Below are 25,821 nucleotides of genomic sequence, written 5' to 3' on the forward strand. Positions count from 1 at the left end.
GTAACACGTAAAACACAAAATACGAAATGACTGAAATCTTGGAGGACGAGGAAATGGCTTTTGAGGATATCCCTTTTTTGCAGTACCTCGGCAATGCCGTTGATATTCTCCTTGTTTGGTATGTGATATATAAATTGATTATGGTGATACGCGGCACGAAAGCGGTTCAGCTGTTAAAAGGAATTGTAGTCATCGTGCTTGTTCGTATGGCCAGCCAATATTTGGGCCTCAGCACACTTCAATGGCTGATGGACCAAGCGATAACATGGGGATTTTTAGCAATTATTATTATTTTTCAGCCTGAGCTGAGAAGAGCGCTTGAACAGCTAGGCCGCGGCCGCTTTTTTTCGAGGAGCGGCACGCCTGTTGAAGAAGCGCAGCAGAAAACGATTGAGGCCATTACTAAAGCGATCAATTATATGGCGAAACGCCGTATAGGCGCCCTGCTGACCATTGAGCGGGATACTGGAATGGGGGATTATATTGAGACTGGCATACCACTGAATGCCAAAGTCAGCTCTGAGCTGCTGATCAATATTTTTATCCCAAACACCCCGCTTCATGACGGTGCGGTGATTATGAAAAATAATGAAATTGCCGCGGCCGCCTGTTATCTGCCGCTTTCTGAGAGCCCGTTTATTTCAAAAGAACTGGGCACGCGGCACAGAGCAGCTGTCGGTATCAGTGAAGTAACAGACAGTTTGACGATTATTGTGTCTGAAGAGACCGGCGGCGTCAGTGTGGCAAAGAACGGCGACCTTCACAGAGAGCTTACAGAAGAAGCGCTGAAAGAAATGCTTGAAGCCGAGTTTAAGAAAAACACCAGAGACACTTCTTCTAACCGCTGGTATTGGAGGGGCAAGAAAAATGGATAAATTCTTAAACAACCGCTGGGCTGTGAAAATCATTGCTCTGCTTTTCGCGCTCTTGCTTTATGTGGCGGTTAACAGCAACCAAGCACCGACTCCGAAAAAACCGGGTGAATCTTTCTTTCCGACATCAACAACTGATGAAGCAACTCTGACTGATATTCCGGTTAAAGCGTATTATGATGATGAAAATTACGTCGTGACGGGTGTTCCGCAAACGGTTAATGTCACGATAAAAGGCTCGACAAGCGCCGTGAAAAAGGCTCGGCAGACCAAAAACTTTGAAATATATGCTGATATGGAACATTTGAAAACCGGCACACATAAGGTTGAGCTTAAGGCCAAAAACGTGTCGGATGGGCTGACAATCTCAATTAATCCGTCTGTTACGACAGTGACCATTCAGGAACGGACGACCAAAAGTTTTCCTGTAGAAGTGGAGTACTACAACAAAAGCAAGATGAAAAAAGGCTATTCTCCGGAGCAGCCGATTGTCAGTCCGAAAAATGTGCAGATTACCGGATCGAAAAATGTCATCGATAATATTTCTCTTGTAAAAGCTTCAGTGAATTTGGAAAACGCAGATGAAACGATTGAAAAGGAAGCGAAAGTGACTGTCTATGATAAAGACGGAAACGCGCTTCCTGTCGACGTGGAGCCCTCGGTCATCAAGATTACCGTTCCGGTGACAAGCCCGAGTAAAAAAGTGCCCTTTAAAATTGAACGGACAGGAAGCCTTCCTGACGGTGTCAGCATAGCCAATATTGAATCCAGCCCCAGTGAGGTAACGGTTTACGGCTCACAGGATGTGTTGGATTCTCTTGAATTTATTGACGGCGTCAGCTTAGATTTAAGTAAAATTAACAAGGATTCCGATATCGAGGCAGATATTCCGCTTCCTGACGGTGTCAAAAAAATCTCACCGTCAAAGGTGACTTTGCATATAGAAGTCGATAGTGAAGCGGATCAGAAGTTCGAGAATGTCCCTATCAAGACTGTAGGGCTGAGCAGCTCACAAAACATTGAATTTCTTGATCCTGAATCACAAGCGATAGATGTAACGGCTAAAGGCTCTCCCACGAATATAAATAAACTGAAAAAATCAGATATTGAATTGTATGTGAATGTTTCAGATTTAGAGGACGGGGAGCATAGCGTGAAGCTTGAAGTGAACGGGCCACAGAATGTAACTTGGTCCTTGGGGCGGAAAACCGCCAAAATCAAGCTGACGTCTAAGAAAAGCAATACATCAACGAATGATAACAGCAGCAATACATCAGGGAACCAGGATGACACAGATAAACAAACAAATGATCAAAAGAACAATCAGCAAGAAGATACAAAGAACACTGATAAAAACAACAACGATCAAAACCAAGACGAAAATAAAGATCAAAACCAAGATCAGGATGAGGATGAATCCACTGCTAATTCACAATCCTCATCGGAATAAAAAAGGAGCGATTATAAAATGGGCAAGTATTTTGGAACAGACGGTGTAAGAGGTGTCGCCAATAGTGAGCTTACACCTGAGCTGGCCTTTAAAGTCGGACGTTTCGGCGGTTATGTGCTGACAAAAGACAAACAACGTCCAAAAGTGCTGATAGGCCGCGATACACGCATCTCCGGCCATATGCTGGAGGGAGCCCTTGTCGCCGGACTTTTATCCATTGGCGCAGAAGTCATGCGCCTGGGTGTCATTTCTACACCAGGTGTATCTTATTTGACAAAAGCGATGGATGCAGAGGCGGGCGTCATGATTTCCGCTTCTCATAACCCAGTGCAGGATAACGGCATCAAATTCTTTGGGGGAGATGGATTTAAGCTTTCTGATGAACAGGAGGCTGAAATTGAGCGCCTGATGGACGAACCTGAGGATAAGCTGCCAAGACCTGTCGGAGCAGACCTTGGACTTGTAAACGATTATTTTGAAGGCGGACAAAAATATCTGCAATTCTTAAAACAGACAGCTGATGAAGATTTCACAGGGATTCATGTGGCATTGGACTGTGCCCATGGCGCAACGTCATCCTTGGCGACACACCTGTTTGCTGATTTAGATGCAGATGTTTCTACAATGGGGACTTCCCCGAACGGATTAAACATTAATGACGGCGTCGGTTCGACTCATCCCGAAGCGCTCAGCGCGTTTGTCAAAGAGAAAAACGCGGATCTCGGTCTTGCGTTCGACGGTGACGGCGACCGCCTGATTGCTGTCGATGAAAAAGGAAATATTGTAGACGGCGACCAAATCATGTACATATGCTCAAAACATCTGAAATCAGAGGGCCGTTTAAAGGATGATACAGTGGTTTCAACCGTGATGAGCAACCTCGGCTTCTATAAGGCGCTCGAAAAAGAAGGCATCAAAAGCGTACAGACAGCTGTCGGCGACCGCTACGTAGTAGAAGCAATGAAAAAAGACGGCTACAACGTCGGCGGAGAACAGTCAGGGCATCTTATTTTCCTTGATTACAACACGACAGGGGACGGATTATTGTCTGCTATTATGCTGATGAACACTTTGAAAGCAACAGGCAAGCCGCTGTCAGAGCTTGCAGCTGAAATGCAGAAGTTCCCGCAGCTGTTAGTCAATGTGAGAGTGACTGATAAATATAAAGTTGAAGAAAATGAAAAAGTAAAAGCAATTATTTCTGAAGTTGAAAAAGAAATGAACGGCGACGGCCGGATTTTGGTGCGCCCTTCAGGAACTGAACCGCTCGTCCGTGTCATGGCTGAAGCGAAGACGAAAGAGCTGTGCGATGAGTATGTCAATCGCATTGTTGAAGTCGTCCGGTCAGAAATGGGATTAGAGTAACGAAGTCTATTATCAGAGAGTGAACAAGACAAGCGAGGTTTACATAAGATAATTGTGAGACATACGGCAAAGTTGTTTAAAAAACAATTGACCGTTTATGCCACATGTTGTAAAATCAAGCTTGTCTTGTTCTTATTTTCTCAATAGGAAAAGAAGACGGGATTATTGCTTTACCTATAATTATAGCGCCCGAACTAAGCGCCCGGAAAAAGGCTTAGTTGACGAGGATGGAGGTTATCGAATTTTCGGCGGATGCCTCCCGGCTGAGTGTGCAGATCACAGCCGTAAGGATTTCTTCAAACCAAGGGGGTGACTCCTTGAACAAAGAGAAATCACATGATCTTCCAAAAAACATGTAGGAGGGGACGATTGAAAGTCCCCTTGAAATTTGACTTTCTTCGTCTCCTTTTACAATCTTAGGAGGAAGAAAAATATGTGTGGAATCGTAGGTTATATCGGTCAGCTTGATGCGAAGGAAATTTTATTAAAAGGGTTAGAAAAGCTTGAGTATCGCGGTTATGACTCTGCTGGTATTGCTGTTGCCAACGAACAGGGAATCCATGTGTTCAAAGAAAAAGGACGCATTGCAGATCTTCGTGAAGTTGTGGATGCCAATGTAGAAGCGAAAGCCGGAATTGGGCATACTCGCTGGGCGACACACGGCGAACCAAGCTATCTGAACGCTCACCCGCATCAAAGCGCACTGGGCCGCTTTACACTTGTTCATAACGGCGTGATCGAGAACTATGTTCAGCTGAAGCAAGAGTATTTGCAAGATGTAGAGCTCAAAAGTGACACCGATACAGAAGTAGTCGTTCAAGTAATCGAGCAATTCGTCAATGGAGGACTTGAGACAGAAGAAGCGTTCCGCAAAACACTTACACTGTTAAAAGGCTCTTATGCAATTGCTTTATTCGATAACGACAACAGAGAAACGATTTTTGTAGCGAAAAACAAAAGCCCTCTATTAGTAGGTCTTGGAGATACATTCAACGTCGTAGCATCTGATGCGATGGCGATGCTTCAAGTAACCAACGAATATGTTGAGCTGATGGATAAAGAAATGGTTATCGTCACTGATGACCAAGTTGTCATCAAAAACCTTGATGGTGACGTGATTACACGTGCGTCTTATATTGCTGAGCTTGATGCCAGTGATATCGAAAAAGGCACGTACCCTCACTACATGTTGAAAGAAACGGATGAGCAGCCTGTTGTTATGCGCAAAATCATCCAAACGTATCAAGATGAAAACGGCAAGCTGTCTGTGCCTGGCGATATCGCTGCCGCTGTAGCGGAAGCGGACCGCATCTATATCATTGGCTGCGGAACAAGCTACCATGCAGGACTTGTCGGTAAACAATATATTGAAATGTGGGCAAACGTGCCGGTTGAAGTGCATGTAGCGAGTGAATTCTCCTACAACATGCCGCTTCTGTCTAAGAAACCGCTCTTCATTTTCCTTTCTCAAAGCGGAGAAACAGCAGACAGCCGCGCGGTTCTCGTTCAAGTCAAAGCGCTCGGACACAAAGCCCTGACAATCACAAACGTACCTGGATCAACGCTTTCTCGTGAAGCTGACTATACATTGCTGCTTCATGCAGGCCCTGAGATCGCTGTTGCGTCAACAAAAGCATACACTGCACAAATTGCAGTTCTTGCGGTTCTTGCTTCTGTGGCTGCTGACAAAAACGGCATCGATATCGGATTTGACCTCGTCAAAGAACTCGGTATCGCTGCAAACGCAATGGAAGCTCTATGCGACCAGAAAGACGAAATGGAAATGATCGCCCGTGAATACCTGACTGTATCCAGAAATGCTTTCTTCATCGGACGCGGCCTTGACTACTTCGTATGTGTCGAAGGCGCACTGAAGCTGAAAGAGATTTCTTACATCCAGGCAGAAGGTTTTGCCGGCGGTGAGCTTAAGCACGGAACGATTGCCTTGATCGAACAAGGAACACCAGTATTCGCACTGGCAACTCAAGAGCACGTAAACCTAAGCATCCGCGGAAACGTCAAAGAAGTTGCCGCTCGCGGAGCAAACACATGCATCATCTCACTAAAAGGCCTAGACGATGCGGATGACAGATTCGTACTGCCGGAAGTAAATCCAGCGCTTGCTCCGTTGGTATCTGTTGTTCCATTGCAGCTGATCGCTTACTATGCTGCACTGCATCGCGGCTGTGATGTTGATAAACCGCGTAACCTTGCGAAGAGTGTTACTGTGGAGTAATAAATGTTTAACCCCTTTGGATAAGATTATCTAAAGGGGTGTTTTTATGTCCAAAAGAGAAAGAACGTCTACAGTGGAAAAATGGATTAAAGAAGTTGATGGTACAGGACCCGACTATCGATCGGCCATAGCTATAGATTTAAGATGTTTCCACATAAGGTCGGTCAATCAGGTTAAAAGGCATTAAGACTTTTGCCTAACTGAGTTTTCTGATGTTAATACAGATATAAGAGAGCAGTTCCTCATTAAGATACGCTTTTGATAGCAGTTGGAATTTAGCATGCTAGAAATCCGAAAACCGGAGAGCCTATTGGAATGATAACGTTTTTTTTTATTGTCAATTAATAAAGGCAAAGAATTCTAGAAGTCGCACTTACAATGTACTTGTAGGCCTTAGGTTTTAAAGCTCATTCTTTTTTTATTGAGTACATTCCGGTTTAAGTTGAAATGATTCAGTAAAGGACACGCCATAAATAAAAGGTAGCGTATGACTCCCATGTTTTCCATGAAAACGATATTTCTAAGATTTCATCTTTCGTAGGCTTTCGATTCATATTACGTAATATTTTTATCGAACGAATTAGACCCACATCATCGATCGGAAAAGCTGTCGGGAACCTAAGGCAGCGCATTAGAACATAATTGGCTGTCCAAGGACCGATTCCTCGTATTTTAATTAAGTTTTTTTCAGCATCTTTAAAGTTCATTTTCATTAATTTTTCCCTCGATAATTCTCCACTTGCCATTAATCTGGCTATTCCAATGATATATTCACTTTTTTTTACCGTCATTTTAATATCTGCCAGGTCGGTAGGGGTTAACCGTGCAATTCGTTCGTACGGTGGGAACACCCAATACTTTTTACCATTCCATTCAATAGAATCGCCAAATGCTTCTACAAATTGCTTCTTTAAGGAGTACGCGAAGGCTAAGTTAATTTGTTGCCCTAAAACTCCCCAACATAAAGCTTCAAATAAATCGGGAATGCCGATAACTCGCAACCCATAAAATTTTCGGGCAGGCATTTTAAGTAATGGATCTGCTTTTGCCATTTCATAAAATGGTGTTAAATCGTTATCAAGATCAAACCATTCATGAATATATTTTACAATCTCTTCCCGTTTCCACTGCTCAACAGGTCTAGAATCGTTTAGGAATTGAACAACCATTTGTTTATTATTGATTACGCTTACCTGCACTAAGGACCGAATTTCCCCATTGGCTATAACTTTTGTAATGATATTGTTCTCTATTTCATACATGCATTCATTTTTTTCTCTGGTTAGATAGCCTAGGTTCGCATTCATGTCGAAAATTTCAGGTAATGTAATGACAATAACATCATTGACTTCATGCCATGTCACTTTTTCATTCTCCTTATCTTAAATAATTATAAGAAAACTCACGCTGGTTGAAATTAGTTTATCACATAATCATCTTTACTCATTTTGTTATCTTGCTATTACATTCTAACCACCTTATTTTTTTCTATTTATGAGGTTATAGTGTAGTTATCAAGAATGCTAAACGGGAGTAGATAAAAATGGCCCAAGATATAAAAAACGCGTGTCGAAAATTTAAATTGGGATTCAATTCAAAATGAATTAGATGAGCATTGTAAGGAGAGGTGAGATAAATGCCGGATAGTATCAATAACGGACATAAAGAGAGCCATGATCATAGAATTTCGAATGATGTAGAAATGATAACAGATGAAAAGTGGCAAGCAATTATAAATAATGATGCAGCGTACAATAATCAATTTTTCTACGCTGTTAAATCGACAGGGATATTCTGTAAACCATCCTGTAAATCTCGCGTTCCGAAAAAAGAACATGTATGTATTTTTCCAAACGCAGAACAAGCTCTCCGCGCAAATTTTCGCCCTTGTAAACGTTGTAAGCCCACTAATGAAAAAATGCCTGATAGCGAGTGGGTTGATTTAATTACTGAATACATTGATAAAAATTTCACAGAAAAATTAACGCTAGAATCGTTAGCAGATATTTGTCATGGGAGTCCGTATCATATGCATCGAACATTTAAAAAGATTAAAGGCATTACGCTGGTTGAGTATATACAACAAGTTAGAGTACACGCGGCTAAAAAGTATTTGATTCAGACAAATAAATCGATTGGAGATATCGCTATATGTGTGGGTATAGCTAACGCGCCTTATTTTATTACTTTATTTAAAAAGAAAACTGGACAGACACCAGCACAATTTCGTCAAATGAGTAAAATGGAGGAAACGTACAATGGAAACAAATAAACCAACCCTTTATTGGTCTTTACTAATGTTCAAGGATTGGAATTTTTATATTGCTTCAACTTTAAAGGGGCTTGTGTTTGTAGGTTCACAGAATAAACCAATCGAGGAATTGTTCGAATGGGCTAAGAAACGCTTTCCAGGAAGTCTTCTTGTTGAAGATGATGATAAGCTTGAACCCTATGCCGTTGAAATCACTCAATATCTAGAAGGAAAGCGGAAAAACTTTACTGTTCCAGTTGAGTCCGCCGGTACGCAATTTCAGCTAGCAGTCTGGAATGCACTTTGTGAAATTCCTTATGGACAGACGAAATCCTATTCCGACATTGCAAATGAAATAAATAAACCAGCAGCTGTTCGTGCTGTAGGTGCGGCTATTGGGGCTAATCCGGTATTAATTACTGTACCATGCCATCGTGTAATAGGAAAGAATGGCTCATTAACCGGCTATCGGGGCGGATTCGAAATGAAGACACTGCTCCTTGATCTGGAAAAGCAAGCTTCATCTGAAATGGATGTTCCTCATTGAAAGTGAATCATCTATAATGGGTTGGATTATTTTAAAGGAAAGTAAAGACCAGTTTACTGATAAACTTGACAACTTTTAAAATTTATCATATCTTATACGTAACTTAATAATCGATGCCGATGTTTATTTTTCCTTTTAAAATATGTAGGCCTTTAGCATTCTTTTCATATTTCATTTTAAATATTGATAGGATGAAAAAGCATCCTAACTAAAAAGGAAGAGAAACATAAGTCGATTTATTTGATAATCAGGACTATATTAAAGGAAATTAAACATAGCATAAAGTAAAGACCAATAATAAGGTAGCTCTTCAAAAAACTTCGCTGAAGTTAGTTGAAGTGAAGCCGACAATTTTCAGGATTCAATGATCTAACATAATCATTGAAATTTTGAAGTTGTCGGCTTTTTTGTTGGAAAAAAATAGAGATAAATAAAAATTGAAATAAATAATAGACAAATATGATCTGTTTGAAAGGTCTTTTGAACAATAATGAGTTTTAAAAAAGGGAGAATTTAGAATGTTAGTTTCGCTGAGTTTATCTTCATTATTAACATTATTTTTTATTATGCTTATGGCTTCTGGGATAAGTGGACTATTGTTTTTACATCCGCGAGTACCCTTGAGTTTTGTTCGCATTCATATTGGGATCTTGGCTTTACCACTTTTGGTTTCCTTACTGATTCTTGCCAATAGTGGCGTGAGTGGAAATGTTGGCCCTTGGCACTTAGATTCCTTAGCTTGTTTAATGACTTTCTTTGTTCTTGCAATTGGATTCATCATTCAGCGTTTTTCTGTACGTTACTTAATGGGGGATCGATCTTATCGAAAATATTTTACGCTTTTTACTTTCACAACAGGAGCTGCTTCAATGACATGGTTAAGTGGTGATCTCCGCTTGATGGTTCTATTTTGGGGTGCGACTCTTGTTGGATTAACCTTACTTATTAGGTTAAACAGTGCTTGGCAAGTGGCTAGTGAAGCAGCCAAAATTTCTGGACGGTTATTTTTGTTAAGTTGGTTTTCTTTGTTTTTTGCGATGATGTGGCTTTTTCATGCCACAGGTCAATGGCAGTTATCATTGGTTGTAACAAATGAAAGTATAGCTGGGCTGGGAGAATGGGAGAGAACAGGGATTCAGCTATTGATTGTATTGGCGGTGATCATTCCTGCAGGTCAATGGCCATTCCAAAGATGGTTGGTTGAGTCTATTGTTGCTCCAACCCCTGTTTCTGCAATTATGCATGCAGGTTTAGTAAATGCTGGAGGAATAATACTAACTCGATTTTCACCTCTATTTCATGGTGGTATCGCTTCGATTATCTTACTTCTGCTTGCTAGCATTTCTGTATTGATTGGAACTGGAATTAGTTTAGTCCAGGTTGATTATAAACGACAATTAGTAGGTTCCACGATTGGACAAATGGGGTTTATGCTCATTCAGTGTGCATTAGGCGCCTATATAGCAGCCATTATTCATCTTATTTTACATGGTTTATTCAAAGCTACGTTGTTTCTACAAGCTGGTTCAGCAGTAGGGCGTCATGAAGTATCGGCTCGCACTAATGAAAGAACATCCTATTTATGGGTCATGGCTGGTCGGATTTTATCCTTAGTTATAGGTGTTGCTTTTTGGCTCACTGCTCCTGGAGACGGGTATCACTTAATCAGTGCGCTGATCTTAGGGTGGTCATTGTCCGTTTCTTGGACTCAGCTTGTCGCTTTTGGAGAGGGCCGAATTGGCCGAATTGCCGGCTTAACTGTTTTAGGAGGAGCAGCCCTCGTATATTTTATCATTCATAACCTTTTCTATAAGTGGCTGCATACAACCATTTTTCAAACTGTTCAACCTCCAATGTCAGCTGTCATGATTGTCGTATGTCTCTTACTCTTTGGCAGTGCTTTAGGTACGTGGGTTGCTCGTTATCGTTCTTCCGTTTTTTTCGCGGTGCTCTATCTTTGGTTAGTTCGATTAGGTGAAGCAAAACCAAAGTCAGTAGAGAGTCACCCAGACTACCTTAAACAATATATTTCATAAGGAGCTAATCTGAGATGGGCATTACATCCGTATTAACGAAAGATAATGTAAAAAAGATAGATACAGATATTGATGTTCAAGAAAGGGATCTTAACGTTTTCATTACATCTGCCAGCCGAGTGATTGCGCCACTTTGGCCTATTTCTACATTTGCTGCACGTAATCCGTGGATGGGACTTGAAAACCAACCTTTTGATCAGGTTGCAAGTTGGTTGAAAAACACTCGTGATGTTGATATATACCCTAGTGCGTCTATGATCCGTTCAGCAAAGAATAAAGGTGAGATTGATGAAGATTTTGTGGAAATGGGGCTGCAGCGTTGGCTTGATTCACATTCTTATCACATCCCACGGGACGTGGCAGAGCGATTTTGTCATGCTGCATTAAAGTTAGATCCCCTGCCTTCCGACCTTTTATCATCACATGAGCTGGAGAAATTAGTAGGTGAATGTAGTGGATTGGATCATATCGAGAATGTGTTTATGCAACCACTAAGTTCGTATATAGAGAATCAAGATGGTGAAAGGCTAGTCAATATACTAGATCATCATGTCATTAAGTGGAGTAAATTATATCTTGATGACTCTCAAGCAGGCTGGACAATGCCTAATCGTGAGGAAGGTTTCTATCGTGCTTGGCAGCATCTTATTCAATATGATCCAGCACTTAGCAAAAAGCAGCGAGAAAGGGTAAAGGGTTGGCCGAAAGAGGCACATTTGGCTTTACAGAAAGCTTTATTCGCACTAGAAATCCCAGAGTCAGAAATCCAGACTTATCTTGAAGGTCATTTACTTTCATTACCTGGATGGGCAGGGATGATGCTTTGGCGCTCCCAACAATCGAGCCACGAACATGCACTCCTAACAGAATATTTAGCGGTTCGAATATCCATGGAGTGGGCTCTTATAAAGCCATACTTACCTTTGACTAATGAACGATCTAAGAAAACAATTTCAATTGCTCCCCTTATAGCAGCTTGGATTCATTGGGGTGGGCTTACATTAGAAGAATGGTCACAGATGACGGCCATTGAACAAAACGAATATTTATCATTTGCCTACAGCTTTGATGAGAAACTTCGCAAGAAACTTTGGTTAGAAGCTTGGGAACAAACGTACACTGATCGATTAAGCCAGAAGATTATCTCGAAACAACGTGAAACCGGCCGTAAAAAATCTGCATTAGCTCAATTAGCATTCTGCATCGATGTACGATCAGAACCTTTTCGTCGTCAACTAGAAAAAGAAGGCCCGTTTGAAACGATTGGTATTGCTGGTTTCTTCGGGGTGCCGATTGCAACTTGTGAACTTGGCAGTAAACACAGTCATGCTTCCTTGCCGATCATACAAAAACCGCAAAATAAAATAAAAGAGTTCGCAGATGAGGATGTATTCAAAAAATACAATCAACGGAAGCAAGCAATTCATTCTTTAAGCCATACCTTTAAAACGATGAAGCAGAATGCGCTTTCGAGCTTACTACTGCCTGAGCTAAGCGGACCTTGGCTTACTCTGCAAATGGCAGCCCGTAGCTTTGTGCCAAGAAAGGCGGGTCGTTTCATTCGTAATCTCCGTGAGGCTTGGTTGCGCAAACCTGATACAAAACTCTCGCTTCATCATGATGCTACAGAGGCAGAAATACCTGTGGGTTTTACTGATGAAGAAAAAGTGAACTATGCTCGCCAAGCATTAAAAATGATGGGGTTAACAGAGAACATCGCACCATTGGTCGTGATTTGCGGGCATGGCAGTCAAAGTACTAATAATCCTTATTCTGCAGCCCTTGATTGTGGTGCCTGCGGTGGAGCGGCCGGTGGATTCAATGCAAGAGTTTTAGCTGCTTTATGTAATCTATCAGAGGTACGAGAAGTTCTTTTAACTGAAGGAATTAAAATCCCTGAGGATACGGTTTTTGCGGCAGCTGAACATAATACAACGGTGGATGAATTACATTGGCTTTATGTACCAGAGCTTTCCGAAGCTGCACAAGAAGCATTTGAACAAATTGAAGCCGTTATGCCGAAAGTGAGACATCATGTAAACGCAGAACGTCTAGCCCAATTACCGAATTTCCAATCGAAGCTAAAAAATCCGAAGGCTGAGGCAAACCGATTTGCGGAAGATTGGAGTGAGATACGTCCGGAATGGGGACTGGCTCGTAATGCCGCCTTTATTATCGGTAAACGTGAACTAACTCAGGATTGTGATTTGGAAGGCAGAGCCTTTCTCCATAATTATGATTGGAAGCAGGATGAAAGCGGTGAACTCCTAGCAAATATTATTGCAGGACCTGGAACTGTAGCCCAATGGATTAATTTACAATATTACGCATCAACGGTAGCACCTCATTATTATGGCAGCGGAAATAAAGCAACTCAAACCGTTACTGCAGGTCTCGGCGTTATGCAGGGGAATGCAAGCGACTTGTTAGCCGGACTGCCTTGGCAATCCGTCATGGAATCAGATCACGAGGCCTATCATTCTCCTCTTCGTTTATTGATACTCATCCAAGCACCTAGAGAATATGTAGAACGGTTATTAAATCATGACTCAGCATTTCTGCAAAAAGTTCAAAATGGATGGGTCCGACTGGCTAATATTGATCCAGAAGGATGTTGGGAAAGCTGGTAATGATGAATCTAAACATTTATCAAATGGATTTGTTATTCAAAATAAAAATAATAAACATAAGGAAGAGGTGTGCTGTATGAATGTAAACCAAAATAAAAAAGTATTATTTTTGACGGATATTGAAAACGGTTTGGAGCCTATTTTACAAGAAGCGACTAACACTTCTGCAGAGAATATGTTGACTATGCAAAGCTATGGTGCCAGTATTTCACATCCTTATGGAGAAATCATGAGGTCTGTTATTTTTGCGATTTACCAGGAAGATGTTGAGGAGATTTTTGTAGTAGGAACAAAAGATAAGAAGACTTCCGCAGGTAATGGACTAACTCAACTTGAAACAATGAAAGATAAAATACAAACATTGGATTATCTCTTTCAAAATTGCAAGCCTGAACTTTTTGGTGGTACGGTCGATGAATGGCTAAATGAAAATAGCAGTGACACCATTGAAAAAAGTGTTGATATGATTCGACATCATCCCCTAGTGCCGTCATATGTTAAAGTTAGAGGTTTATTCGTTCATCATAAGGATGGAAAACCCTCAATTGTGGAGGATCCAGCTATTAAAACAGGTCAAGCCTTACCTGATCATTGCTTGTCATGATGAAATGCAGGTTCAACTTCTAAACGCACCCATATAGGGAGAAAGCAGTTCTAAGGAGATTGTATGAGCGCTAATTTAACTGATTTTGTCACGAAAACAATCGAGGAAATGAACTCGTTTGATCGTGAAAATATGGAATGTATGAAAAAACTAATTAGAAAAGCAATTGATTTTTATCATCTAAAGTCTTATGAAGAAGTTGAGGAAACCCATTCAGGAAATGTTCGATTTTTGCATGTCCACTCTATGATGGAAGAAAATATGTTATCCAAAATGATAGTGGTCACAAGAAACGGTAAAACTGATTTGGATATTGAAGGTGTATATGAAGGATATGTTGTAAGAGAATATTAATGAGATGAAATCACAAATAGAATATGCCAATTTTTTTGCTCAGGAGATGTATTAGATATGAAAAAGTCGAAGGGTTCTATTGAATCAGAGATCAGTAAGTCCATTACTCAATGGGAGAAGGATTATCTTGGGCGGGGGTCTGTATCTGTTAAGACTGATATACTGCGGGACATGATCATCGTCAATTTAAAAGGGATTTTAACACCAGCTGAATATGTAGTTTGTGGATCAAAAGAGGGTATGTTATCTATCAAACAAACTCGTTCGGAGTTAGTCGAATCAGGTATAGAAGGCCTTAAGGATATTATCTTAAAAATAACCGGAGAAAAAGTGAAAAGTTTTCATACTGATTTAAGCTCCCGGACAGGTGAACGAGTGATGGTGTTTAAATTATGTAATGATCTAGAGAAAAATTTGGAAAAGATCTTATAATCTAAAGAAAATAAATGTTTTGACGGTATGGAATTTGTTGTGAATTGAACATAATGAACTGCCGATTCTTTTGTTTTACAATTATGGCATCATTGATAACTTTTATTCATATCCTAAGCGGACATAAAGAGATGTCAATTCATAGTATACTGTCTTGTTATTCCTGTCGAAAGATCTAACATCCGCTGTTGTTATGAGCGGATGTTTTTTTACATCTATTTTAAATACATGAATTTGATGCTGGTGATTAGTCACTTGAACAATATTTGAAAAAATCCTTGTCACCTGCCGGGTTCCCCCAAGTGTTTAGTGACACGATTATGAGACCAATTTCGTAAAGCTTGATGATAAATTTAAGCGGTGAACAAAATTGATATGCTGTCTTCAGTTTCAAAAAACGGATTGACATATCGAAATATAACGATATAATAATCGATATGGAACCAATTGAAGTATTCAAAGCCTTATCAAATGAATCAAGGCTGCAAATTTTGCAATGGCTGAAGGAACCGGATCGTCATTTTGCACCCCATGAAGGGATTGATATGAACACAATCGGGGTATGTGTCAGTCAAATAACAGACAAATTGAAAATGACGCAATCGACGGCTTCCCAATATCTTACCATCCTTTTAAGGACCGGCCTAATTAAGGCGGAACGAATCGGAAAGTACACGTATTACAAAAGAGATGAAGAAGCCATTGGGAAACTTGCTGACTTTCTTAAAACAGAGATATAAAAATAAACATCTTTTGATGTTTATTTTTACACCATACATATCGACATATTACGATGTGTTTATTTTTTATAATAACATATCGATAATTCGTGATATGTTTATTAATAATTAAGGAGTGAATGTTTTATGTCTAACACTTGGAAAATTTATATTTTAGCCATTGTCAGCTTTTTAGTTGGAACCTCAGAGTACATCATTTCCGGAATTTTGGATCAAATTGCTCATACTCTCGGGATCACTTTAGCTGCCGCGGGCCAGCTTATTACCATTTTCTCACTTGTATATGCTCTTTCTACACCCGTACTTATGGCGTTGACAGCAAGTGTGGATAGACGCAAATTGATGATGTATGCCCTAGGTTTGTTTGTGTTCGGTAATGTCCTGGCTTTTGTACTGCCTGGTTATGGATGGTTTATTGCAGCGCGGATCATTATGGCGATGGGAGCAGGTGTGGTGGTTGTCACCGCATTAACGATTGCCGCTAAGATTGCATCGGAAGGGAAGCAGGGCAGTGCCATCGCTACGGTCGTGATGGGATTTACCGCTTCTTTAATCATAGGTGTTCCGCTTGGAAGAATGATAGCAGTAGCATTAGGCTGGAAGTCTGTATTTGGTGCCATTGCTTTGTTGGGATTGATCGCGATGGTCGTTATTTTCTTTACTCTTCCGCATACTGAAGGGGATAAGCCTGTGCCTTTGCTTCAACAGCTTGCTCTTTTCAAAAAACGGAAAGTGGCTATGGGATTGTCAATCACTTTCTTCTGGCTCGGGGGATATTCTGTTGCTTACACTTATTTGTCACCGTATCTCTTGAACATCTCAGGTATAAATGGCAAGCTGCTCAGCGGTGTTTTGCTTATATTTGGAATTTCCAGTTTGGTTGGATCGAAGTTTGGGGGATATAGCACCGATAAATGGGGAGTGTCCTTTACACTCGTTGGCGGGATGACGTTGCATATCGTCACACTGATTCTTCTGTCACTTGTTACTCATTCCTATATCGGAGTGTTGGTGATTCTCATATTATGGTCGTTTGCCGCATGGTCCACCGGTCCGACACAGCAATTTCACCTGGCTACCATAGAACCGGAAATGTCAGGAGTTTTGCTTAGCATGAATCAGTCAATGATGCAATTCGCCATGGCGGTCGGCGCAGGTATAGGAGGGGTTTTTGTGGAAAACGTATCATTGGCCTCGATTACCTGGGTTGGTGCGTTAGGGGTTATGATTGCCATTATTGCATCATTGCTGATTTTCAATTCGCAACCGAAACAAGCGCTAAAGGATATCAATCAATAATTTCGAAAGATCTAACATCCGCTCGTTATACAAGCGGGTGTTTTTTTAAAAAGCTCAAGTAGAAGGCACACTGAAGCTGAAAGGGATTTTTGCCGACGGAGAGCTGAAGCACAGCAAGTTATAATATACTAGGAAGGGAAATAACGGTATGGCGGAAGGGTTCTAGCGCTTCTCGCCTGTAAGATCATTACTTTGAGGATGTGTCATCGTGAATCAAAAGACGTACATTGAAATGAGCAGGACATCGCAGTACATCAACAAAATGAGAGAGTATTCAGTGCTAATTGATGGGGCTGAGATGGGAACTATTAAAGATGGAGGAAGGCTGCGAATTGATTTACTGCCTGGTGAGCATGTTATTCAAGTGAAGATTGCTTGGTGTACAAGCCCAACTTTGAGGTTTACTTTAGCGGAAGGAGAAGTGTTGAAGTTTAGATGCGGAAGTCCGCTTCGAGGTTGGAAGTTGCTTTTGGCACTTTTTTCTGTTTTGGCCCGTCCTGAAAATTATCTGTTTATCGAGCAGGAAGAAGAGAAAAAGGCTTTGTGGTGACTTTGTGTGAAAGAATACCGCTGAATTACGTTTTGTATTTAAGTGGAAGCTTCTCTCCTTGGAAGGCTGAGATAAGAGATTCTCGTCTATTCTTTTTCTTTCTCCTATAAAATTTATATAATAGGGAGAAAGAAATGGGGTGAACATCATATGTTTAAAAAAATCATCAAAACGATTAAGTACCTCTCAAGCAGTTCTAGTGACCGATATCGCAGACATCGGCATTACAGCAGCAGCCGGCGCAGACATTATCGCAGCTACAGCAGCAGCTCGGGCAAAAGAAGACACTACGACCGTTATGGCGGCAGTCATCGTTACAAACGCCGGAGCTACAGCAGCAGTTAATCCAAAAAAAGTTCTTGTTCCGCTTTTGGGACAAGGGTTTTTTTATGTGACCGATTGAATGGCCCGGTTTAGATCCTCGCGAATGGAAGCGGTGTGCTGATACTCTTCCTCAATGCCCAATAATCTTTTCAGCAGCAGGGTTACTTCCTTTGTCAGTGTTAATTCCTCCAGCCAAGTGCCGTTTTTCTTCTTTTTTCCTTTATATTGAGAGTACAGCAGAAATAACAGCGTTTCTCCGAGATCGAAGAAGTCATCCTGTTTTCGTACCTTTATTTCCTCCATTTCTTCAAAAGTCAATTGTTTGGCAAGGCCGAAATCGATGAGGCAGAGCCTGCCGTCATTGATGATGATATTAGGCGTTCTGATGTCGCTGTGGAAGATAAGGCGATCATGCAGGTATTCTATAATCTCAAGCAGCTGCGAAATCAGTTGTAACGCCATAAGCTCTGTGAACGGCTGTTTTCGAAAAAATAATAATTCTTCTATATTCTCTCCCTCGATGAACTGCATGACATAATAAGCCTGTCCGTCTATGATGAACTCATCTATGAAGCCCGGAATTTGCGGGTGGTGAATGCTTTTGAGCAGTTTTATTTCCTGTTGGAATCGGACTTTCTCTTTTTCCTTTTTCGCTTTTGTCGGCCGAAGCTGTTTTAAAACATAAGGTGTTTGAGTTAGGATATCGGTGCACAAATAAATCAAACCGTAGCCTCCCATACCGAGGCACTCTTCGATTTTGTATTGATGATTTAAGATAACGCCGTTCTTTAGAGGGCGGTCAAAAAGCAGTTTTTTTAGAAGTTTTAATGCCATGTCTGCACTTCCCTTGGTTGTACTGACTATAGTTTACCTTCTAGCCGGAGAATAAAAAAGAGCCGGATAACCGGCTCGGTATAAGTTAAAACTGCTTTGTTACGTCGTATTCATAATCTATTTTTGCTTTAACATTGCTCATCGTCGATCTGGCTGTCGCTAATGTATTATATTTAAAACTCCATACCTTTGCCACACTGAGTTGATCTGACAAAGAGATATCATAAGACCCTGAAGTCGAGCTGTTTACAAGAGCACGGCGCCATTCGTTGTTTTCGCTCGTCATGATCAGGTGGCGTGTATTTCCCTGGCTTGGTGTTTGAGTGGCGGTTGTCTGAACTCTGGTTACAATGGCATCACGCGGTATCCCAGATTGGTTTGTTAAATCAACCTTGATCACGCTGGAGTCAGAACCTGAGAGGCTAAGGCTTGTATTTCCTTTATTTTCAGCAACGCCGCTGAATTGGAATGTTCCACTGCCTGATTTGATTCGGTCTTCAATTGAAAGTGTAAAATACATGTTTCCGGTATAGGTGCCTCGTGACACTTTCACATAAAAGGTATCTGTCGTGTTTTGGGCGTCTGCATTTGCATAAATAAAAGAAGAAAACGTATTAGGGTTAATGACTTCTGTCCCTTGAGAAACAGGTATTCTATTCTTATCATAAATTTCAATTTTCATCCCTGTATACGCGCTCTGGTATGTACTCCTCACGTATACTTTTTCTCCCTTATTAGCCGTAAAAGTGAAATAGGCTTCATCTTGTCCAGCTTCCAGTATTGTTGTATCGATATTTTTATATTTCCAATAACCGATCGGCATTGCGGTATCAAATGAATTGTTTCCTGTGATAGCAGTGACTCCGGCAGCTGATGCCGAATACGTAAAGGTGAATAAGACAGACAGCATAACAGCGAATGGAATAAGCCATTTTTTCACCATGCAAACAACCTCCTTTTATTTCCATCATACATAATAACGATTTGGGTGTAAATAAATGTTTTTTGAGGTTAATATATACATTATCTTTGCCGATAAAAAAGAATAAGAGAGAATACTCGGGAGGGAATTCAATGCGTCTGAATCGGCAATTTATACGCACTCAGCTGATGGCACAGAACATATTGAGCAAGAATGCGCCTGCCAAACGGGAGAATGCGACTGAAAATCCAGCGGCAGTTCTGGAAAAGGCATACAGCAGGCTTAAATCACAATCTTCAACTGGGGGAATCAATCAGTTCAATTATTCTAAAACCAGCGTGTCGGGAAACAGCGGGACGTTCAGCAAAGTGTATCAATCAGCGAATGATCGAACAGTGACAGACACAGGGGAAGAAACAGTGATTCAATCCCAAAACCCCTATGAATCTGAGAGTGATATCAGAACCAAAATACTAGATGAAAAATACTGCAGGATGAATGCGATTAACAAAACAAAGTCTGATCCCTTAGGCTATATTAAGGATAAGTACCAAAATTCAAAGTCTCCTTATTTCAGAAGTGATCTGTCAGCTGCAGAAAGACAGGCCGCTTACGATAATGAAACAGAATGGTTATTCAAAGGGAAGGCGCAAAACTATAACCTTCAGGATGCTGCGTTTCGGAATGTCACATTTCATGGGGAAGTGGAAGCTGAGAATGAAAAGGTGTATAAGCGGGGACAGGTTAACCAGCAGCTGCAAGTGCTGTTGAATCGAAACCATATTCATATTCCAGAGGGGACAGAGCTGACGTTTACAATCACACCGATTGACTATCAGGTGCGGGTGAGCGGGACAGACGATCAGGATCTGATCAAGCAAATTGAGCAAGTGCTGCAATCTGGAGACAACAGCAAAGAGCTATTTTTGCACATCATGAAAAGCCAAAGCAGTGATTCAGCACAATTTTCCGAAGAGGCCTATCAAAAGTATCAGGCTGCTCGTGAGATGTACGAAGTCACAGGCTACCATTTGAAGGATTTAGAAGTGATTGACGGGCGGTATGTCACGCCTGATGGACGTGACTTATTAGACGTCTATAAAGAAGAACTTGAAAAAGATCCAGTGCAGAAACAAACGGCTTCTTATGCTATATCTTACTATCGTTCAGAGCTCAGTAAAATCGAGGAAGCCGGGTATAATGCCATTCCGGATTTCATCCTATCAATTGATTACAGCAATGGATCTCTGAGAGATGTGGGACAAAGCAAGAGCTATGGGACCGGAGATACCGGGTGGCTTGAAGCATTAAAGCGTCAAACGGGTGTGAATTATTAGGTAAGCTGTTCATGTAGAACAGCTTATTTTTTATGAGAATCTAAGGGGTGTATTAATTTAAATATTCAAATAATTTTATTATTTTTATATAAAAGATTTTAAAAGAAGTGAACGATTCAAAACTCTGAACAAAGGTGTTTACCTGAAAAAAACAATTGTATTTTCCAGAGAAATTTATTATGATGAAATAAGTAATTTAGGAGATTATATAACAATTTTAAGTTTGAATTTTCTGATTGTTATCGCTGATTCATGTGAAGGCAAGCAGGTCTGCTGTTTTCTCATTTATGTTAGGAGGAGGAAGAGGAGTGGCAAATAAAGAATTAAAGAGGGGCCTGGGCGCGCGCCATATTCAGATGATCGCCTTGGGCGGTACAATCGGTGTTGGCTTGTTTATGGGTTCTGCCAGCACGATTTCATGGACTGGCCCATCTGTCCTTCTGGCTTATGCAATATGCGGAATTTTTATCTTTTTTATTATGCGTGCGATGGGTGAAATGCTGTATGTCGAGCCGAGCACAGGTTCTTTTGCGACGTTCGGCCATCAATATATTCATCCGATGGCAGGTTATATAACAGCATGGAGCAACTGGTTCCAGTGGATTATCGTCGGCATGTCAGAAATTATCGCTGTCGGTTCTTATATGAAGTATTGGTTCCCGGATTTGCCTGCTTGGATACCTGGTATCGTGGCAATGGTGATTCTTGGTGCGGCGAATTTAATTTCTGTTAAGTCGTTTGGGGAATTTGAGTTTTGGTTTGCGATGATTAAAATCGTGACGATTATCTTGATGATTATTGCGGGAATCGGAATTATTTTCTTCGGTTTTGGCAATGGCGGAGATGCGATCGGTTTGTCGAACCTGTGGTCTCACGGGGGCTTCTTTGCAGGAGGTTTCTCAGGTTTCTTCTTTGCACTGTCTCTTGTCATTGCGGCCTATCAAGGAGTTGAGCTGATCGGGATTACAGCGGGTGAAGCAAAGGATCCGCAAAACACGCTAAGAAATGCGATTCAAAGTATTATCTGGCGTATTTTGATTTTCTACATTGGCGCTATTTTTGTGATCGTGACGGTGTATCCTTGGGATGAGCTCAACTCACTCGGAAGTCCGTTTGTGTCTACGTTCTCGAAAATCGGGATTACGGCAGCAGCCGGCATTATTAACTTTGTCGTGATTACTGCGGCAATGTCCGGCTGTAACAGCGGTATTTTCAGCGCGGGCCGCATGCTGTATACACTGGGTGTCAATGGACAAGCACCGAAATTCTTTAAGAAGATTTCACGCAATGGTGTGCCGCTGTATGGCACAATTGCGGTGTTGATCGGTTTGGCTGTCGGTGTTGTACTGAACTATATCGCGCCGCCGAAGATCTTTGTCTATGTATACAGCGCAAGCGTGCTCCCAGGGATGATTCCTTGGTTTATCATTTTGATCAGCCATATCGGATTCAGAAAAGCGAAGGGTGCTGCATTAGATAAACATCCATTCAAAATGCCGTTTGCTCCTTTTACTAACTATTTGACGATTGCTTTCTTGCTGATGGTTCTGGTTGGCATGTGGTTTAACGATGATACTCGTATCTCTCTGATTGTAGGCGTAATTTTCTTAGCGCTTGTGGTCATTAGTTATTATGTGTTTGGGATTGGCAAACGCACGCAGGCCAATTTGACAAAAAGCGAACAAGCAGCTGAATAACGATAAAAAAGGGACATTCACGGATGTCTCTTTTTTTATTTTTCGCGTATGGATTTTCTCTATTTTAGCAAGCTATAGGGTAAAGATAGCAGAAGGAAAGGTGTTCATGAAATGGATGTTACACTCGGTTATTTGCGCGAATCACTTTCGAATCATCTAGAAAATGAAGTCTGCCAGCGTATTTGCAAGAAGATGCTGGCGAAGCGTTATGCAAATGAAGAGGAATTTGTAAAAGACTTAGATGATAATGAAATGTCTTTTTTGAACCATGTATTAGAAAAAGAAATTAAGTATGCCCAGAATGAACAGGATCAAAAACGGGCCAAGGAATTAAACGAGGTGTATGAATTACTGCTTTGAGAAAGGCGGGTAAGAAATGGGAGCAATTGAACGAAGCGGATATACATTTCAGCCGGAGTTTAGCGTTGTCCGTCAAAACGGAGCCATCCATGTGTACCATCAAGGAGAGTTTGTGGAAGAAATCGAATTTGAATTTAACGGGGAATATCCCGATCATGATTTGATTGAAGAGCTTGTGAATCATTATTGTTTTGAGCATGAGATTTAGAGCCCTGCCGTGCAGGGCTCTTTTATTTAGGATGTAATCAGGCCATACTTTTTCAGGATATCCACGGTGATGTTTTTGGCTTTTGTGCCGGAATCATCGACATTGGTGACAAAGACATAAGAGCCATGCTCTGTTTTGATGAATCCGACAAACCATCCTAATCCCATATCAGTCAGGCGGGTTCCGGTTTTCCCGTAGAGCGTGTAATGATCGCCTTCCTCTTGAATCATCATGCGCTTGACGATTTTCATCACCGGTTTGTCAAATGGAAGCTCCTCTTTAAATAGTTTCTCCAAAAAGGTTTCTTGTTCCAGCGGAGATATTGTGAGCGAGCTTTGCAGCCAAAACTGGTCAATTCCCCCGCTGATATCCTTGTTGCCGTAAGATAGTGTATGAAGCCATGTTTTCATTCTTTCCTCGCCGATATCTCTCGCTAATGCCTGATAATACCAAATTGCGGATTCACGCATGGCCGAGCCAAGCGTATGGTCGCGGTTCCATGATTCGAATTCACGCTTGACCCCGTCCCATCGTTTAACATCGTATTCATCTCTTACAGCTTTGACCTGCAAACCGATTAAAGCGTTCACGACTTTAAAGGTGGATTGCGGAGTTTGTCTTTGATTTGCCCGTTTTCTGTTATAGACAAATGTCTGCTCCTTTTGTAAATCGTGAAGAATGAAGGTTCCATCCGTATCCTTGAATTCATCATCGACATTCATTCTGCTGACATTCAAGTATTTTTCATGAGCAGATGACGCTGCGTGGACGGAGAAGCCGCCGATCCCTGCAATACTCAGCACAAGCACAACATATATCCATTTTTTCATTTTGTTCTCCCCTTTGTTTTGATTAACTACCTTTTCTCTCTTTCATTTGTTCTTCCTTTAAAAAATAATCAAAAAGCGCTTAAATTTGGTTTTGTAAACAAATACTGTTACTGGGTTTATATTCGGAAGATAACGTGAAAATAGAGGGTAAAAAGGAAGGCAGGGTAAGCGGATGAATGAGCAGATTCCACATGACAAAAGTCTCGATAACAGCCTGACGCTGCTGAAGGAAGGGTATTTATTTATTAAAAACAGAACAGAGCGCTACAATTCAGATCTGTTTCAGGCCCGTTTGTTGGGAAAAAACTTTATTTGCATGACTGGCGCTGAGGCGGCGAAGGTGTTTTATGATACGGATCGATTCCAGCGGCAGAACGCTTTGCCTAAGCGGGTGCAGAAATCGCTGTTTGGTGTTAATGCGATTCAGGGAATGGATGGCAGCGCGCATATCCATCGGAAGATGCTTTTTCTGTCATTGATGACACCGCCGCATCAAAAACGTTTGGCTGAGTTGATGACAGAGGAGTGGAAAGCAGCAGTCACAAGATGGGAGAAGGCAGATGAGGTTGTGTTATTTGAGGAAGCAAAAGAAATCCTGTGCCGGGTAGCGTGCTATTGGGCAGGTGTTCCGTTGAAGGAAACGGAAGTCAAAGAGAGAGCGGATGACTTCATTGACATGGTCGACGCGTTCGGTGCTGTGGGACCGCGGCATTGGAAAGGAAGAAGAGCAAGGCCGCGTGCGGAAGAGTGGATTGAAGTCATGATTGAAGATGCTCGTGCCGGCTTGCTGAAAACGACTCCCGGAACAGCGCTGCATGAAATGGCTTTTCACACACAAGAAGATGGAAGCCAGCTGGATTCCCGCATGGCAGCCATTGAGCTGATTAATGTATTGCGGCCTATTGTCGCCATTTCTTACTTTCTGGTGTTTTCAGCTTTGGCGCTTCATGAGCATCCGAAGTATAAGGAATGGCTGCGGTCTGGAAACAGCCGGGAAAGAGAAATGTTTGTGCAGGAGGTCCGCAGATATTATCCGTTCGGCCCGTTTTTAGGGGCGCTTGTCAAAAAAGATTTTGTATGGAGTAACTGTGAGTTTAAGAAGGGCACATCGGTGCTGCTTGATGTATATGGAACGAATCACGACCCTCGTCTATGGGATCATCCCGATGAATTCCGGCCGGAACGATTTGCGGAGCGGGAAGAAAATCCGTTTGATATGATTCCTCAAGGCGGGGGGCACGCCGAGAAAGGCCACCGCTGTCCAGGGGAAGGCATTACAATTGAAGTCATGAAAGCGAGCCTGGATTTCCTCGTCCATCAGATTGAATACGATGTTCCGGAACAATCACTGCATTACAGTCTCGCCAGAATGCCGTCATTGCCTGAAAGCGGCTTCGTAATGAGCGGAATCAGACGAAAAAGTTAAATCAAAAAGCTCTCTTCCTTTATCGAAGAGAGCTTTTTGATTACTTCTTTTTTTCATCGTAGTATTGGACGGGATACATGGAGCCTTCTGATACCATTTTGTTATCCTCGATATCTTGCGGGTCCGGGTGGCCGGCTTTATCAACTGGGAACGTTTCCATATCGGGCTGTTTTGTTATTTTCATCTTCATGCTGTGAATGAATTCTCTTGCCTTTTGGCGATTTGACGGGTCTTTTAATAGATAAGAAGTGATGCCGACAGTTGAAACAGCGAGACCTGAAAGTAACAGCTTTTGTTTCATGGTGATACTCCTTTCTATTTTAAGAATAGTGTTTCCTGTATCATTCCCGTTTTGGAAATAGCTAAACCTATTGTGTTTTTATCGTTGGGATTAACAGTAAATTCCATTTAAGAAGAAACTAGTGACTTCATTCCTGTATTGGAAGGTAATATACATTGACTTATTATAGTTTCAGTCAAAATTCGATAAATATTGACAAAGTAAAGTAATCAGAAT

26 protein-coding genes are annotated in these 25,821 nt (G+C 41.4%); 21 read left to right on the top strand and 5 right to left on the bottom strand.

Features of this window, described 5'->3' with window-relative positions; translation table 11 throughout:
• Positions 1-53 precede the first annotated feature (53 nt).
• The 5 genes from cdaA (at position 54) to NYE20_RS01180 (ending at position 6,110) form a co-directional block, all read left to right on the top strand.
• Entirely contained in the window at positions 54-875 is an 822-nt protein-coding gene (gene cdaA / locus NYE20_RS01160) for a diadenylate cyclase CdaA (protein WP_003223651.1), read from the top strand.
• A complete protein-coding gene (gene cdaR, locus NYE20_RS01165; protein ID WP_032724771.1) occupies positions 868-2,322 on the top strand; it encodes a CdaA regulatory protein CdaR in 1,455 nt (484 codons plus the stop codon). Before cdaA ends, cdaR begins: the two co-directional genes overlap by 8 nt.
• 18 nt (positions 2,323-2,340) lie before the next feature.
• Positions 2,341-3,687 carry a phosphoglucosamine mutase gene (glmM, locus tag NYE20_RS01170; protein ID WP_015382618.1) on the top strand — a complete coding sequence of 449 codons (1,347 nt, stop codon included), beginning with the start codon at positions 2,341-2,343 and terminating at the stop codon, positions 3,685-3,687.
• A gap of 433 nt (positions 3,688-4,120) precedes the next feature.
• Positions 4,121-5,923: a glutamine--fructose-6-phosphate transaminase (isomerizing) gene (glmS, locus tag NYE20_RS01175; protein WP_015252962.1), complete on the top strand. Its 1,803-nt coding sequence runs from the start codon at positions 4,121-4,123 to the stop codon at positions 5,921-5,923.
• Between the two features lie 46 nt (positions 5,924-5,969).
• Positions 5,970-6,110, top strand: a complete 141-nt coding sequence (locus NYE20_RS01180) for a hypothetical protein (protein WP_120027725.1) — start codon at positions 5,970-5,972, stop codon at positions 6,108-6,110.
• Between the two features lie 265 nt (positions 6,111-6,375).
• Here the strand turns inward: NYE20_RS01180 and alkA are convergent, their stop codons facing one another.
• Entirely contained in the window at positions 6,376-7,287 is a 912-nt protein-coding gene (alkA, locus tag NYE20_RS01185; RefSeq protein WP_339184230.1) for a DNA-3-methyladenine glycosidase II, read from the bottom strand.
• 272 nt (positions 7,288-7,559) lie between these two features.
• On the opposite strand from alkA, the gene adaA reads away from it, so the two are divergent.
• The 11 genes from adaA (at position 7,560) to NYE20_RS01240 (ending at position 17,769) form a co-directional block, all read left to right on the top strand.
• Positions 7,560-8,195: a bifunctional transcriptional activator/DNA repair enzyme AdaA gene (gene adaA, locus NYE20_RS01190; protein ID WP_339184233.1), complete on the top strand. Its 636-nt coding sequence runs from the start codon at positions 7,560-7,562 to the stop codon at positions 8,193-8,195.
• The gene (gene adaB / locus NYE20_RS01195) at positions 8,182-8,721 is read left to right on the top strand and encodes a methylated-DNA--[protein]-cysteine S-methyltransferase (RefSeq protein WP_339184236.1); all 540 of its coding nucleotides are present in this window, start codon (positions 8,182-8,184) and stop codon (positions 8,719-8,721) included. Before adaA ends, adaB begins: the two co-directional genes overlap by 14 nt.
• 518 nt (positions 8,722-9,239) lie before the next feature.
• Positions 9,240-10,757, top strand: coding sequence for an NADH dehydrogenase subunit 5 (locus NYE20_RS01200; RefSeq protein ID WP_161621309.1), 1,518 nt, complete (start codon positions 9,240-9,242; stop codon positions 10,755-10,757).
• A 14-nt stretch (positions 10,758-10,771) separates the two neighbouring features.
• Entirely contained in the window at positions 10,772-13,387 is a 2,616-nt protein-coding gene (locus NYE20_RS01205; protein WP_095315127.1) for a YbcC family protein, read from the top strand.
• 76 nt (positions 13,388-13,463) lie between these two features.
• Positions 13,464-13,991 carry a carbonic anhydrase gene (locus NYE20_RS01210; protein WP_339184241.1) on the top strand — a complete coding sequence of 176 codons (528 nt, stop codon included), beginning with the start codon at positions 13,464-13,466 and terminating at the stop codon, positions 13,989-13,991.
• A 63-nt stretch (positions 13,992-14,054) separates the two neighbouring features.
• Positions 14,055-14,345 (top strand): DUF6407 family protein, encoded by a 291-nt coding sequence (locus tag NYE20_RS01215; protein WP_014475635.1) that lies wholly within the window; start codon positions 14,055-14,057, stop codon positions 14,343-14,345.
• Between the two features lie 57 nt (positions 14,346-14,402).
• Entirely contained in the window at positions 14,403-14,777 is a 375-nt protein-coding gene (locus tag NYE20_RS01220; protein WP_003246482.1) for a DUF2294 domain-containing protein, read from the top strand.
• Positions 14,778-15,214: 437 nt separating this feature from the next.
• Entirely contained in the window at positions 15,215-15,517 is a 303-nt protein-coding gene (locus NYE20_RS01225) for a metalloregulator ArsR/SmtB family transcription factor (RefSeq protein WP_085187820.1), read from the top strand.
• Positions 15,518-15,643: 126 nt separating this feature from the next.
• Positions 15,644-16,816, top strand: a complete 1,173-nt coding sequence (locus NYE20_RS01230) for an MFS transporter (protein ID WP_161621311.1) — start codon at positions 15,644-15,646, stop codon at positions 16,814-16,816.
• 208 nt (positions 16,817-17,024) lie between these two features.
• Positions 17,025-17,366 (top strand): hypothetical protein, encoded by a 342-nt coding sequence (locus NYE20_RS01235; RefSeq protein ID WP_038827944.1) that lies wholly within the window; start codon positions 17,025-17,027, stop codon positions 17,364-17,366.
• A 139-nt stretch (positions 17,367-17,505) separates the two neighbouring features.
• A complete protein-coding gene (locus NYE20_RS01240) occupies positions 17,506-17,769 on the top strand; it encodes a hypothetical protein (protein ID WP_032724788.1) in 264 nt (87 codons plus the stop codon).
• On the opposite strand, the gene NYE20_RS01245 is transcribed toward NYE20_RS01240, so the two are convergent.
• Positions 17,754-18,524: a protein kinase gene (locus tag NYE20_RS01245; protein WP_032724790.1), complete on the bottom strand. Its 771-nt coding sequence runs from the start codon at positions 18,522-18,524 to the stop codon at positions 17,754-17,756. The genes NYE20_RS01240 and NYE20_RS01245 overlap by 16 nt on opposite strands.
• An 85-nt stretch (positions 18,525-18,609) precedes the next feature.
• Positions 18,610-19,467: a hypothetical protein gene (locus NYE20_RS01250; protein WP_049140318.1), complete on the bottom strand. Its 858-nt coding sequence runs from the start codon at positions 19,465-19,467 to the stop codon at positions 18,610-18,612.
• Between the two features lie 131 nt (positions 19,468-19,598).
• Between NYE20_RS01250 and NYE20_RS01255 the strand changes: the two genes are divergently transcribed.
• The 4 genes from NYE20_RS01255 to NYE20_RS01270 all read left to right on the top strand — a co-directional run bounded on the left by NYE20_RS01255 (position 19,599) and on the right by NYE20_RS01270 (position 23,048).
• Positions 19,599-20,783 (top strand): DUF4885 domain-containing protein, encoded by a 1,185-nt coding sequence (locus NYE20_RS01255; protein WP_161621312.1) that lies wholly within the window; start codon positions 19,599-19,601, stop codon positions 20,781-20,783.
• A gap of 308 nt (positions 20,784-21,091) precedes the next feature.
• Positions 21,092-22,480, top strand: coding sequence for an amino acid permease (locus NYE20_RS01260; protein ID WP_015252942.1), 1,389 nt, complete (start codon positions 21,092-21,094; stop codon positions 22,478-22,480).
• A 111-nt stretch (positions 22,481-22,591) separates the two neighbouring features.
• Positions 22,592-22,840 carry a sigma-G-dependent sporulation-specific acid-soluble spore protein CsgA gene (gene csgA, locus NYE20_RS01265; protein WP_003234887.1) on the top strand — a complete coding sequence of 83 codons (249 nt, stop codon included), beginning with the start codon at positions 22,592-22,594 and terminating at the stop codon, positions 22,838-22,840.
• Between the two features lie 16 nt (positions 22,841-22,856).
• Positions 22,857-23,048, top strand: coding sequence for a DUF5370 family protein (locus tag NYE20_RS01270; protein ID WP_003234886.1), 192 nt, complete (start codon positions 22,857-22,859; stop codon positions 23,046-23,048).
• A 26-nt stretch (positions 23,049-23,074) separates the two neighbouring features.
• Here NYE20_RS01270 and blaOXA read toward each other — a convergent pair whose 3' ends face one another.
• Positions 23,075-23,878: a class D beta-lactamase gene (blaOXA, locus tag NYE20_RS01275; RefSeq protein WP_038827933.1), complete on the bottom strand. Its 804-nt coding sequence runs from the start codon at positions 23,876-23,878 to the stop codon at positions 23,075-23,077.
• A 172-nt stretch (positions 23,879-24,050) separates the two neighbouring features.
• On the opposite strand from blaOXA, the gene cypC reads away from it, so the two are divergent.
• Positions 24,051-25,304: a fatty-acid peroxygenase gene (gene cypC, locus NYE20_RS01280; protein ID WP_064672069.1), complete on the top strand. Its 1,254-nt coding sequence runs from the start codon at positions 24,051-24,053 to the stop codon at positions 25,302-25,304.
• Between the two features lie 40 nt (positions 25,305-25,344).
• Here the strand turns inward: cypC and NYE20_RS01285 are convergent, their stop codons facing one another.
• Entirely contained in the window at positions 25,345-25,605 is a 261-nt protein-coding gene (locus NYE20_RS01285; RefSeq protein WP_003234883.1) for a hypothetical protein, read from the bottom strand.
• Between the last annotated feature and the right edge of the window lie 216 nt (positions 25,606-25,821).

Origin of the sequence: Bacillus sp. FSL R5-0416 (assembly GCF_037975425.1) — a bacterium.
Taxonomy (GTDB): Bacteria; Bacillota; Bacilli; order Bacillales; family Bacillaceae; genus Bacillus; species Bacillus subtilis.

Excerpts from the sequence above, each read along its gene's own strand:
- adaA (WP_339184233.1), top strand. The coding sequence starts at position 7,560 with ATGCCGGATAGTATCAATAACGGACATAAAGAGAGCCATGATCATAGA.
- cdaA (WP_003223651.1), top strand. The coding sequence starts at position 54 with ATGGCTTTTGAGGATATCCCTTTTTTGCAGTACCTCGGCAATGCCGTT.
- NYE20_RS01180 (WP_120027725.1), top strand. The coding sequence starts at position 5,970 with ATGTCCAAAAGAGAAAGAACGTCTACAGTGGAAAAATGGATTAAAGAA.
- glmS (WP_015252962.1), top strand. The coding sequence starts at position 4,121 with ATGTGTGGAATCGTAGGTTATATCGGTCAGCTTGATGCGAAGGAAATT.
- NYE20_RS01255 (WP_161621312.1), top strand. The coding sequence starts at position 19,599 with ATGCGTCTGAATCGGCAATTTATACGCACTCAGCTGATGGCACAGAAC.
- NYE20_RS01230 (WP_161621311.1), top strand. The coding sequence starts at position 15,644 with ATGTCTAACACTTGGAAAATTTATATTTTAGCCATTGTCAGCTTTTTA.
- NYE20_RS01270 (WP_003234886.1), top strand. The coding sequence starts at position 22,857 with ATGGGAGCAATTGAACGAAGCGGATATACATTTCAGCCGGAGTTTAGC.
- NYE20_RS01225 (WP_085187820.1), top strand. The coding sequence starts at position 15,215 with ATGGAACCAATTGAAGTATTCAAAGCCTTATCAAATGAATCAAGGCTG.
- cdaR (WP_032724771.1), top strand. The coding sequence starts at position 868 with ATGGATAAATTCTTAAACAACCGCTGGGCTGTGAAAATCATTGCTCTG.
- blaOXA (WP_038827933.1), bottom strand. The coding sequence starts at position 23,878 with ATGAAAAAATGGATATATGTTGTGCTTGTGCTGAGTATTGCAGGGATC.
- adaB (WP_339184236.1), top strand. The coding sequence starts at position 8,182 with ATGGAAACAAATAAACCAACCCTTTATTGGTCTTTACTAATGTTCAAG.
- NYE20_RS01215 (WP_014475635.1), top strand. The coding sequence starts at position 14,055 with ATGAGCGCTAATTTAACTGATTTTGTCACGAAAACAATCGAGGAAATG.
- NYE20_RS01250 (WP_049140318.1), bottom strand. The coding sequence starts at position 19,467 with ATGGTGAAAAAATGGCTTATTCCATTCGCTGTTATGCTGTCTGTCTTA.
- NYE20_RS01245 (WP_032724790.1), bottom strand. The coding sequence starts at position 18,524 with ATGGCATTAAAACTTCTAAAAAAACTGCTTTTTGACCGCCCTCTAAAG.
- NYE20_RS01205 (WP_095315127.1), top strand. The coding sequence starts at position 10,772 with ATGGGCATTACATCCGTATTAACGAAAGATAATGTAAAAAAGATAGAT.
- NYE20_RS01220 (WP_003246482.1), top strand. The coding sequence starts at position 14,403 with ATGAAAAAGTCGAAGGGTTCTATTGAATCAGAGATCAGTAAGTCCATT.
- NYE20_RS01285 (WP_003234883.1), bottom strand. The coding sequence starts at position 25,605 with ATGAAACAAAAGCTGTTACTTTCAGGTCTCGCTGTTTCAACTGTCGGC.
- NYE20_RS01200 (WP_161621309.1), top strand. The coding sequence starts at position 9,240 with ATGTTAGTTTCGCTGAGTTTATCTTCATTATTAACATTATTTTTTATT.
- cypC (WP_064672069.1), top strand. The coding sequence starts at position 24,051 with ATGAATGAGCAGATTCCACATGACAAAAGTCTCGATAACAGCCTGACG.
- glmM (WP_015382618.1), top strand. The coding sequence starts at position 2,341 with ATGGGCAAGTATTTTGGAACAGACGGTGTAAGAGGTGTCGCCAATAGT.
- NYE20_RS01210 (WP_339184241.1), top strand. The coding sequence starts at position 13,464 with ATGAATGTAAACCAAAATAAAAAAGTATTATTTTTGACGGATATTGAA.
- csgA (WP_003234887.1), top strand. The coding sequence starts at position 22,592 with ATGGATGTTACACTCGGTTATTTGCGCGAATCACTTTCGAATCATCTA.